This window comes from Nonomuraea sp. LP-02, assembly GCF_036289125.1.
Taxonomy (GTDB): Bacteria; Actinomycetota; Actinomycetes; order Streptosporangiales; family Streptosporangiaceae; genus Nonomuraea; species Nonomuraea bangladeshensis.
Window position 1 is genome coordinate 1,684,850 of the sequence record NZ_JAXCLK010000001.1, and the last position, 10,083, is coordinate 1,694,932.

The 10,083-nt window shown below is 75.2% G+C and carries 9 protein-coding genes; 5 read left to right on the top strand and 4 right to left on the bottom strand.

Annotation, left to right across the window (positions count from 1 at the left end):
• The first annotated feature begins 66 nt into the window (after positions 1–66).
• Together SMD20_RS07840 and SMD20_RS07845 are read left to right on the top strand one after the other, a co-directional pair.
• Complete coding sequence (locus SMD20_RS07840) at positions 67–1,014, top strand: ATP-binding cassette domain-containing protein (protein ID WP_329576938.1); 948 nt, start codon at positions 67–69, stop codon at positions 1,012–1,014.
• Positions 1,011–1,832 carry an ABC transporter permease gene (locus SMD20_RS07845; RefSeq protein ID WP_329576941.1) on the top strand — a complete coding sequence of 274 codons (822 nt, stop codon included), beginning with the start codon at positions 1,011–1,013 and terminating at the stop codon, positions 1,830–1,832. The genes SMD20_RS07840 and SMD20_RS07845 overlap by 4 nt, the downstream gene beginning before the upstream one ends.
• Before the next feature lie 28 nt (positions 1,833–1,860).
• Here the strand turns inward: SMD20_RS07845 and SMD20_RS07850 are convergent, their stop codons facing one another.
• From SMD20_RS07850 to SMD20_RS07865, 4 genes are all read right to left on the bottom strand, one after another.
• Positions 1,861–4,947 (bottom strand): BTAD domain-containing putative transcriptional regulator, encoded by a 3,087-nt coding sequence (locus tag SMD20_RS07850; protein WP_329576942.1) that lies wholly within the window; start codon positions 4,945–4,947, stop codon positions 1,861–1,863.
• A gap of 46 nt (positions 4,948–4,993) precedes the next feature.
• Positions 4,994–6,325 (bottom strand): serine hydrolase domain-containing protein, encoded by a 1,332-nt coding sequence (locus SMD20_RS07855; protein WP_329576945.1) that lies wholly within the window; start codon positions 6,323–6,325, stop codon positions 4,994–4,996.
• Between the two features lie 47 nt (positions 6,326–6,372).
• Positions 6,373–7,383 carry an alpha/beta hydrolase family esterase gene (locus SMD20_RS07860; RefSeq protein ID WP_329576948.1) on the bottom strand — a complete coding sequence of 337 codons (1,011 nt, stop codon included), beginning with the start codon at positions 7,381–7,383 and terminating at the stop codon, positions 6,373–6,375.
• An 88-nt stretch (positions 7,384–7,471) separates the two neighbouring features.
• On the bottom strand, positions 7,472–8,350 hold the full coding sequence (locus SMD20_RS07865; protein WP_329576951.1) for an SCO6745 family protein: 879 nt from the start codon (positions 8,348–8,350) through the stop codon (positions 7,472–7,474).
• Positions 8,351–8,383: 33 nt separating this feature from the next.
• Here SMD20_RS07865 and SMD20_RS07870 point away from each other — a divergent pair, with 33 nt between their 5' ends.
• The 3 genes from SMD20_RS07870 (at position 8,384) to SMD20_RS07880 (ending at position 10,061) form a co-directional block, all read left to right on the top strand.
• Positions 8,384–8,983 carry a CGNR zinc finger domain-containing protein gene (locus SMD20_RS07870; RefSeq protein ID WP_329576954.1) on the top strand — a complete coding sequence of 200 codons (600 nt, stop codon included), beginning with the start codon at positions 8,384–8,386 and terminating at the stop codon, positions 8,981–8,983.
• A 54-nt stretch (positions 8,984–9,037) separates the two neighbouring features.
• Positions 9,038–9,298: a hypothetical protein gene (locus SMD20_RS07875; RefSeq protein ID WP_329576957.1), complete on the top strand. Its 261-nt coding sequence runs from the start codon at positions 9,038–9,040 to the stop codon at positions 9,296–9,298.
• Positions 9,299–9,482: 184 nt separating this feature from the next.
• A complete protein-coding gene (locus SMD20_RS07880) occupies positions 9,483–10,061 on the top strand; it encodes a hypothetical protein (protein ID WP_329576960.1) in 579 nt (192 codons plus the stop codon).
• The last annotated feature ends 22 nt before the right edge of the window (positions 10,062–10,083 follow it).

Consider the following 10,083-nt stretch of genomic DNA (forward strand, 5'->3'; position numbering starts at 1 on the left):
GGCCGTGGCGGGGGCTGACAGCGTTATGTGCGGGAAACGGCAGGGTCGCCCCCCACGATGGGCCCCATGTACGCCTTCGAAGCCGAGGGCCTGGTCAAGCGCTTCGGCGAGACCACCGCCCTGAACGGCATCTCCTTGTCCGCCCCGCCCGGCACCGTCCTCGGTGTCCTCGGCCCCAACGGCGCCGGCAAGACCACCGCCGTACGCGTCCTGGCCACGCTCCTGCGCCCCGACGCGGGCCGCGCGGCCGTCGCCGGCGTGGACGTCGTGCGCCACCCTGCCCGCGTCCGCCGCCTCATCGGCCTGACCGGCCAGTACGCCTCCGTCGACGAGGACCTGACCGGCACGGAGAACCTCGTCCTCATCGGCCGCCTGCTCGACCTGCGCTCCGGCGAGGCCAAGGCGCGCGCCGCCCGCCTGCTGGCGGACTTCGGATTGGCCGAGGCCGCCGACCGGCGCGCCGCGACCTACTCGGGAGGCATGCGGCGCCGCCTCGACCTGGCCGCGAGCCTCGTCGGCCGGCCCGAGGTGATCTTCCTGGACGAGCCGACCACCGGCCTCGACCCGGCCAAGCGCGAGGACGTGTGGGCGATCGTCCGCCGCCTCGTCGCCGACGGCGTCACCGTCCTGCTCACCACCCAGTACCTGGAGGAGGCCGACGCCCTGGCCGACGCCATCTCGGTCGTCGACCACGGCCGGGTCATCGCGCACGGCACCGCCGCCGAGCTCAAGCGCGTCGTCGGCGGCCAGACCGTGCTGGTGCGCCCCGCCGATCCGGCCCGCCTGGCCGAGGCGGCGGCCATCGCCGCGGGGGTCGCCGGCCGTCCCGCCGAGCCGGCCGGCCGCGACGTGACGACCGTGCCGGTGGACGACGCCGCCGCGTTCACCGAGATCGTCCGCCGCCTGGACGCGGCCGGACTCGCCGTCACCGAGCTGTCGCTCCGCCTCCCCAGCCTGGACGAGGTCTTCTTCACCCTCACCGGCCACCGCACCGGACAGGAGAGCGCCGCATGACCACCACCGGGACCGCGGCCCCTTCACGTGCCGTCGCCCCCGGCGAGGAGGTGCGGCGCCCGTTCCGGCTCGCCCGGCACAGCCTCGCCCTGGCCGGGCGGAGCATCCGCAAGACCCTGCGCACGCCCGAGCAGCTGATCGACGTCACCCTGCAGCCGGTCGTGTTCGTCGTCGTCTACGTGTTCCTGCTCGGCGGCGCGGTCGCCGGCTCGACCGGCGAGTACCTGCAGTTCCTGCTCCCGGCGATCATGGTGCAGACCGTGCTGTTCGCCGGGATGGCGACCGGCGTCAACCTCAACACCGACATCAAGAAGGGGGTCTTCGACCGGTTCCGCAGCCTGCCGATCGGCCGCTCCGCGCCGCTCGTCGGCTCGGTGCTGGGCGACCTCATCCGGTACGTGCTCGCGGAGGCGGTGCTGCTCGGCTTCGGCTACGCGCTGGGCTTCCGCGCGCACACGGGGATCGTGCCCGTGCTGGCGGCATGCCTGCTCGCGGTGTTCCTGGCGTTCTGCGTGAGCTGGGCGTTCGTGCTGGTCGGGATGCTGATGCGGGAGCCGGGCGGGGTGCAGGGGACGGCGTTCATCGTGCTGTTCCCGCTGACGTTCGGCACCAGCATGGTCACCCCCAAGGACACGCTGCCGGGATGGCTGCGGGCCTGGGTCTCGGTCAACCCGGTCAACCACGCCATGGAGGCCGCGCGCGGGCTCATGCTGGGCGGGCCCGTCGCCACCGGCGTGGTGTGGACGCTGGTGTCGGGCGTGGTGATGCTGGCGGTCCTCGCCCCGCTCGCCGTCGCCGCCTACCGCCGCCGCGCCTGACGAAGCGTGTCCGCCGGCCCGTCGCGCCTCACGGGCCGGTTCGGTTGCCGTTGCGTGTGTCCGCCGTCGCCGCGCGGACCAGCGACACGGCCTCGGCGGGAGGCAGGGCCCGGCCACGGGCGTGCGCGGCGGCGTAGCGCGCCGCGCCCAGCCGGGCGCGCAGCCGGGACGTCAGGCGGGCCACGTCGGGAAGCGCCGCGTCGGGCGCGCCCCGGAGCCGTTCGGCCGCGCCGGTCAGCGTCGCCGCCCGCTCCGGCGCGCCCTGCGCCTCCCGCAGCTCGGCGATCGCGACCGCGGCCCTCGCCAGCACCGGCATGTCCCGCACCAGCAACGTCAGCTCGACCGCCTCGGCCACGCGCCCGGCCGCCTCCTCCAGCGCGCCGCGCGCCACCGCCAGATGGACCTGCCCGATCAGGACCAGTGCCCGCAGTTGCGGCGCGACCGAGGCGGACTCCTCCAGCAGCGCCGCCGCCTGCTCGTACGACCGCCCCGCGGCCCCCCACTCGCCCTCCATCCGGGCCAGGTCACCCAGCCCCAGGTGGGCGAAGGCGAGATCGTGCTCCGACGGTTCGGCGCCGTCCGGCTCCAGCATCGCGCGGAACTCCGCGCGGGCCCGCTCGACGTCGCCCTGCCTGACCCGAATCTGCGCCCGCCAGCCCTGCTGGTGCAGCAGGCCCGCCTCCGGATCGAGCTCCCGCAGCAGCGTCATGGCCTCCGCCATGGCCGCCAGCGCCGCGTCGAACTCGCCGAACACCGCGTGCGCCTCCGCCAGCGAGGTCAGCGCCATCGACAGGCCCCACCGCTCGCCGGCCACCCGCAGGTGCGCGCACGCCGACAGCAGGTCCTCCCGCGAGCCGGCCAGGTCGCCGTCGTTCTCCTTCAGCGCGGCCCGCGCGACGTACAGCATGCCGCGTGTCCAGGGGTCCGGGTGGGACAGCCGCCGCCCGATCACCTCCATGCCGGACGCCGAGTCGTCGGTGAACAGCGCCAGCGCCGGCTGCAGCATCGCCAGCACCGGATGCTCCGGCTCCGGCCCCACCTCCTCGGCGGTACGGCGCAGCTCGCGCAGCGCGGGCTCCGCCCGGATGTGCCCACCGGCCAGCGCGCCGTTGATCAGGCAGACGGCGGAGACGATGAGGCGGGCCTGCCGCGGGGCGGGGCCGGGCAGGGCGAGCGCGCGTTCGAGCCAGCCGACCGAATCGGGGTTGAAGCCGCGGATGACCCAGAACGTGCCCATCGCCGCCGCCAGCCGCAGCGCCGTGTCGGCGTCGCCGGTGTCGGCCGCGTGGTGCAGCGCGGTCAGGATGTTGTCGTGGTCGGCCAGCAGCCGCGCGATCCAGGCGAGCTGGTCGGGGCCGCGCAGGTGCGGCTCGGCCCGCTCGGCCAAGTCGCGGTAGTGGGCGGCGTGGCGGTCGCGGGCCTCGGCCAGGAGACCGGCGTCGGCCAGCCGTTCCAGCCCGTACTCCCTGATCGTCTCCAGCATGCGGTAGCGGCCGTGCCCGGCGGCCTGGACGAGGGACTTGTCGACCAGGGCGGCGAGCACGTCGAGGGTGCCGCCGGCGCCTTCGGCGGCGGCCAGGTCGAAGCCGCCCGCGAAGACGGCGAGCCGTTCGGCGAGGACCCGCTCGTCGTCGTCGAGCAGGTCCCAGCTCCAGGCGACGACGGCCCGCAGCGTCCGGTGACGCGGCAGCGCGGTACGGCTGCCGCCGGTCAGCAGCAGGAACCGGTCACCGAGCCGGTCGGCGAGCTCGCGCGGGGTCAGGGCACGCAGCCGGGCCGCGGCCAGCTCGATGGCGAGCGGCAGCCCGTCCAGCCGTCGGCAGATCTCGGCGGCGACGTCCGCGTCGAGGACGAGGGCGGGGTCGATGGCCGCGGCGCGGTCGGCGAGCAGCCGCACGGCGGGCTCGGGCGGCAGCGGCGGCACGGGACTGAGGGTCTCGCCCAGGATGCCCAGCGGCTCGCGGCTGGTGGCCAGCACCCGGAGGCGGGGGCAGCGGCCGAGCAGCTCCTCGGCCAGGCGGGCGGCGGCCTCGACCACGTGCTCGCAGTTGTCCAGCACCAGCAGGACGCGGCCCGGCGACAGCGCCTCGGCCAGGGACTCGACCGTCCCGCTCAGGCCGGGATGGCGGCTCGCCTGGTCGCCGAGCACGGACAGCACCGACAGTACGGCCCGCGGCACGTCAGCCGGGTCGGTGACGGCGGCCAGCTCCACCAGCCACGTCGCGGTGTGCTCGGCCGCCAGAGCGGCGGCTGCCGTGGTCGCCAGCCGGGTCTTGCCCGCGCCGCCGGGCCCGACCAGCGTGACCAGCCGGCCGGCGCGGAGCTGGTCGCGGACCCGCGCGAGCTCCGCGTCGCGGCCGACGAAGCTGGTCAGCGGGGCCCGCAGGTTCGTCCGCCGGGGGCGGGGCGGCTCGGCCCGCAGCACCTCCAGATGGGCCTCGCGCAGCTCGGGCCCCGGGACGGTCCCGAGCTCGGCGGACAGGGCGCGGCGGCACTCCTCGTACGCGGCCAGCGCCTCCGCCCGCCGCCCGGCGGCGTGCAGGGCCCGGACCCGCAGGGCGTGCAGCCGCTCCCGCAGGGGGTGGCGACCGGCCAGCTCCGCCAGCTCACCCACGACATCGGCTTCGGGGGTGACGGGCAGGGCCAGGCGCGCCTCCGCGCGGTCCTCGACGGCCGCCAGCCGCGCCTCCTCCAGCCGTAAGGCGTGGCCGGCCGCGAACGGCAGCGCGGCCAGCTCGCCCAGGGCCGGACCCCGCCACAGCGCCAGCGCCTCGGTCAGCAGCCGCTCACGTACGGCCGGATCGGCCTGACGGCGGGCCTCGGCGGTGAGCCGGTCGAACGCCTCCGCGTCGGTCCCGGCGTCCAGCCGGTAGCCGCCGGGCACCGACACCAGCGCCCCGGCCCTGGGGAGCGCCCGCCGCAGGCGGGAGACCAGCGACTGCAGCGCGTTGCCCGGGTCGGCGGGCGGGTCGTCCGGCCACAGGCACCCGGCCAGCTCCTCCGCCGTGACGGCCCGCCCGGCCGCCAGCGCCAGCCGGGCGACCAGCAGGCGCAGCCGGGCGCCGCCGACGGCGGCCGACTCGACCTCGATCGGCCCCAGAATCCCCACGCGCACACGACCATGCTGCCACCGCCGCGCAGCCCGGACGCCGGGGGAGCGGTCAGGCGTGCCAGTCGGCGACGCCGCCCGGGACCGGCGCGGCCGGGTCGTACGGCTCCCGCGTGAAGATGAACGTGTTGAGGTCGAGGTGGTCAGGTGAGACGCGCAACGTCTCGCCCGCGTAGTAGCCGTCGAGCCCCAGCCACGTCCCGTCGTCCTGCGGCACGAACCGCGACGCGCGCCCGCCCCCGTTCAGCGGCTCCAGCGCCAGGCCGCGCTCGGGCAGCAGCCGCAGCGCGTACGGCTTCGGCCCCCAGTGCCACACCCCCGTCAGGGCCAGCAGGGCGGGGTCGGCCGCGACCGGACGCCACTCGTCGGGCAGGCGCGGCTCGTGCTCGTCGAGGATGTCGAGCAGGTCCGTGAGCAGCCGCCCGCTGAGCCCGGAGGTGGTGTTGGCCATGAACAGCACGCCCACGCCCTCGGCCGGGTCGGCCCACACGGTGGCGAGGAAGCCCGGCATCGAGCCGGAGTGGCCGGACAGGCGCCGCCCGCCGGAACGGGCCAGCTGCAGGCCGAGCCCGAACCCGGAGGTCCAGGAGTCGCCGTCGTCCACGCCGATGGGCTCGCGCATCTCGGCCAGCGTGCCGGGGCTCAGAATCCCGCCCGTGTCGCCGCACAGGAACGCCGCCCACCGCGCCAGGTCGTGCGGCGTGGACCAGAGCTGCCCCGCCGGGCCCATGGCGTCGGCGTCGTGCTCGGGCTCGGGCAGCACGACGTCGGCCCAGGGGTGCACGGCGTAGCCGGTGGCGTGCGGGGCCCGGGGGCGCGGTGTGGTGCCGTCCATGCCGAGCGGCGTCAGCACCTCCTGGCGTACGGCGTCCCACCAGGTGCCGCCGCGCCGCCGCGCCACCAGCTCGCCGAGCAGCGCGAACCCGACGTTCGAGTAGTGGAAGCGGCGGCCGGGCCGGTGCTTGGCCTCATCCGGGCCCAGGCGCTTGAACAGGTCGTCGACAGGGACGCCAGGGGTGCGCTCCCACCAGGCGGTGGGCGGCTCGGCGGTCAGCCCGGAGGTGTGCGAGAGCAACTGGGCGATGGTGAAATGGCCGTGCGGCGCGTCAGGCAGGTGGGCGTCAAGACGGTCGTTGAGTTCGAGCGCGCCCTCGTCGCGCAGCCGCATCACGACCACCGCGACCATCGACTTGGTGATCGAGCCGAGCCGGTACTGCGTGGCGGCGGTGGGCGGCCCGTCGCCCACCCGGCCGCGCCCGCCGAACCACGCCGTCCGCCCGTCGCGGACGATCGCCGCCGTCAGCGAGGGAACTTTGCATTCGGCCTGCTCGACGGCGAGCCGGCGCAGCAGGGCGCGGGCCGTCGCCTCTCCAACCTGAGTCATGAGCGACAAGGGTAGCCGCTGGAGCGGCGGCTCCGCCGGGTAGCCGATCAGCGGGCCGGGGTCCGGTCGAAGGCGTCGAGGATGAGCGCGGTGGCGTCCAGGTTGCGGGCTGTGGCGCCGAGGCGGGGCACCTCGACGGAGCCCGGCCAGGTGTGCCCGCCGCCGTCGAGGGTGTAGAGGCGTACGGTGGCGCCCGCGGGGCACGACGCCCAGGTCCGCAGCCGTACACCGGTGGCGGGGCGGGTGGTGGCCCGGCCGGAGCAGCCGAACGCCCGCGCCCAGTCGTCCGCGGCCCGCTCCACCGGTGGGAGGACCACCAGGTCGGCGAGGGCGCGCAGGGCGCCGGTGGCGTCGGGGAACGGATGCCCGCCCCGGTACGGGACCGCGCGGTCGGCGGTGCCGTGGAAGGCGAGCAGCGTCGTGGGGAGGGGCCGGTCGCACGGCCGGGCGACGCTCAGCCCGCCCACCGCCCCGACGCCCGCCAGGCGGCCGTCCAGGGCGCAGATCAGGGCGGCGGACATGGCGGCGCCGTACGACATGCCGGCCGCGAACGCCCGCCCCCGGTCCACGCACAGGCCGCTCTCCAGCCGGTCGAGCAGGGCGGCGAGGAACCCGGCGTCGTCCGGGCCGGAGGTGCCGGGCAGCGTCCAGCCCATGCGGCCGTCGGCGGCCTGCGGGGTGGCCACGACGTAGCCGCGGCGCGGGCCCTCCACGGCCAGGCGGCTGTAGAAGCTCTCCTGGGCGGCGTCGGAGCCGAGCCCGTGCAGGTCCAGCAGGACGGGATGCGGGCCCTTGCCCTTGGGGACGGCCAGCAGGAAGGTCCGGCGCAGGCCGTCGTGCGTCATCGTGCGGCGGCCCGCCTTGAGTGCCGGCGCGGCCGAGCACTCGCTCGCCCGTCCCCGGGCCTGAGCGGAAGGGGTCTGCTCGGGCTGCGGACTGGCCGGGCTCCGCTGGTGTTGCCGCGAGGGAGCGGGTTGGGGCGCGGCGGTGCAGCCGGCGGCGGCCGGCACCGTGGCCAGCAGCGCCGCCAGCGCCAACACGATCGCGCCTCTGCCCATCCCGCCCCTCCCCGTCCGCGTTCAGCCCCGTTCGTCCCCCGTTCAGCCGTCACTCACCCATGTCGTCGGGGGCCGAGCCCGGCGTCGTTCAGTCCGGGGCCTTGACGGTGGCGATGCCGAGCGTGCTGGTCATCGGCAGCAGGCCCGCCTCGAAGACCGGGCCCAGCAGCGGCCCGCCGAGCCGGGCGAGCCGGTCGGCACGCTCCTGCCCGAGCAGCCGCCACGGCCCGGCGGCCAGCTCGTCGGTCATCCGCTCGACCTGGTCGCGCAGCGCGCGCCCGCGTTCGGTGGCCTGGCCGCCGGCGTCCACCAGACCGCGGGCGGCCAGCCGCTCGCGGGCCGCGTCCCACTCCGCGGCGCTCCAGCCACGCCCGGCGAACGACTCCTCCGGCGCGGCCCCGATCGCCGCGAACGACACCAGCGCCTCGCACCCGTCCAGCTCCGCCGCCAGCAACGCCGCCAGGTGACCGTCGCCGCGGTGCTCGCGCAGCACGGTCGCCGCCTGCCACAGCATCAGATGCGGCTCGTCGGCCCACGGCAGGTCCAGGTTCGCGGCGGTGAGCGCCCGGCCTTCCACGCCCGCGCTCTCGGCCGCCCGCCGGGCCAACTCGGCGGCCTCCCGCAGCTCCGGCCCGGCGAGCAGGTCGCCGAACAGGCTGCGGTACGTACGGTCGACCGCCGTCAGCCGCGCCTCCAGCACCCGCTCCGGGGCGGCGACCGACCACACGGCGGGCACGTGCCCGGCCACCGTCGCCGGGCTGAAGCTGTAGCAGGCCGCCGTGGCCAGCCGCGTACCGGCGCGGCCGAGCGGGGCGGTCCGGTACGCGAAGTAGCTCGGCCAGCGCGACTCCACGTCGTATCCGAGGGTGGCGGCCTCCGCGAACGCCTCGGGGGAGAAGTAGAGCACGGCGTGCAGGGGTTCGAGCTGATGCCACATGCGGCGGGCCAGCCGGGCCATCTCATCCATGGCAATTCCTCACTGTCTAGATAAGCTATGCCAGTGACGATAGACGCATGGCGCATCACTGGTCAATCCCAAATAGACAGTTATGTCGGACGATGGGCGGAGCTGGCCGTCCTGCTGGTGAACGAGCTGGCCGTGACCCGCGTACGCGGCCGCGACGTCGAGCCCCCGCCCGATCCCGGGCCGGCTCTGGAGGCGGCGCTCGCCCGCGCGGGCTGGAGCCCGTCGCCCGGCGCGGAGGCGCCGGTACGGCTCGGCGGCGAGAACGCCGCCCGCCTGGCCGAGACGGCCGCGGAGCTGCGCCCGATCCTCGGCGGCGCCCCGGACGCGGTGGCCGCGCTCAACCGGGTCCTGATCCGGCACCGCGCGGTCCCCAGCCTGTACGGCGACCCGCCGGTCCTGGCCTTCCACGCCCCGGACGCCACCCTCGCCGACGCCTGGGCCGCGAACGCCGCCACGGCCCTCGCCATGGTCATCGGCGTCGGCCAGGGCGTCCGGCTGCGAACCTGCGAGGCCGAGGGCTGCGAGCTGGTCTTCTTCGACGTCACCAGGAACGCCTCCCGGCGCTTCTGTGGCCTGCCCTGCCAGAACCGCGCCAAGGCCACCGCCTACCGCGCCCGCCGCCGCGGCGCCTAGTGTCTGGTTTGTACCATTTGCCCGCCCTTTGCCCCTGTCCTGGCACGGTGAAGTATGGCGACATCGGGGGAGGACAGGTGGCTGAGCGCGCTGCGTGACCACGCCGCCCGGCTCGCGTTCCCGGACTGGACGCCGCAGCCCGGGGACTGGGCCCACCTCTACACCGGCTTCGACGACGACGGCGTCCCCTACACCGAGGTGGCCGTCTACCGCTGCGACCCCGACGGCGGCCATGAACGCATCCGCCACACCCGCTACAGAAGCGGCGCACTGACGGCGTTCTGGTCCCGGCTGGTCAACGAGATCACCGAGTAGACCGAGACGAAGGGGCGCGTCCTGTTACAGGTGAGTTCTGGGGGTTTTGATGGGTCCTTTGAGTTTGGAGGGATAAAAGAGAACATCCGCATGGGTACGTCTGCTTCCGTCTGAGCGCACGCCGAAGTGCGAGTGCCGGATTTTCGGTAGACATCACCATGAACGGAAACGAGAGCACGTGAATATGAAGACTGGGCAATCGCGGGCGCCGCGCCGCGCGCGCTTCGCGGCGCTGGCTCTGACCGGCGCGGCCGCCAGCATCATGATCCTGCCCGTGGGCCTCGGTGTGGCCTGCGCGAGCACCATCGTCCCCACCGTCGAGGCCGGGGGCGCCCCGCCGAAGCCGGTGAAGCACGTGACGCAGACGAGATACGTCACGAGGGAGAAGCCGGTGCTGCGCAGCCCGCGCATGCGTCTCCCGCGGGTCGACGTCATCGTCGACAACTACAACGACAACTTCAACCGCCACCACCGGTTCAGGCGCCAGGACCTCAGGCGCGAACTCAAGCACGACTTCAAGCACGACTTCAAGCACGACAACTACAAGAAGGCCGACCCGTACAAGTCGGTCGAGCAGGTCACGCCCGAGTACGACGAGTACGACGAGTACAACAAGTACGGCAACCAGTACGACAACGTCCGGCCGGGCAACGCCCTGTCCGGCAGCACCGTGTCCGGCACCAGCGAGGCCGGCAGCGGCCAGGCCGCCGACCAGGACAAGTACTGGTGGCCCGGCAGCAAGCAGTGGAAGAACTGGAACTGATCACCGCCGGACGTGATCCGGC

What these genes read in the sequence shown, in the direction of transcription:
- SMD20_RS07875 (WP_329576957.1), top strand. Translation starts at nt 9,038, where the DNA reads ATGGCGACATCGGGGGAGGACAGGTGGCTGAGCGCGCTGCGTGACCAC.
- SMD20_RS07860 (WP_329576948.1), bottom strand. Translation starts at nt 7,383, where the DNA reads ATGGGCAGAGGCGCGATCGTGTTGGCGCTGGCGGCGCTGCTGGCCACG.
- SMD20_RS07855 (WP_329576945.1), bottom strand. Translation starts at nt 6,325, where the DNA reads ATGACTCAGGTTGGAGAGGCGACGGCCCGCGCCCTGCTGCGCCGGCTC.
- SMD20_RS07840 (WP_329576938.1), top strand. Translation starts at nt 67, where the DNA reads ATGTACGCCTTCGAAGCCGAGGGCCTGGTCAAGCGCTTCGGCGAGACC.
- SMD20_RS07865 (WP_329576951.1), bottom strand. Translation starts at nt 8,350, where the DNA reads ATGGATGAGATGGCCCGGCTGGCCCGCCGCATGTGGCATCAGCTCGAA.
- SMD20_RS07845 (WP_329576941.1), top strand. Translation starts at nt 1,011, where the DNA reads ATGACCACCACCGGGACCGCGGCCCCTTCACGTGCCGTCGCCCCCGGC.
- SMD20_RS07880 (WP_329576960.1), top strand. Translation starts at nt 9,483, where the DNA reads ATGAAGACTGGGCAATCGCGGGCGCCGCGCCGCGCGCGCTTCGCGGCG.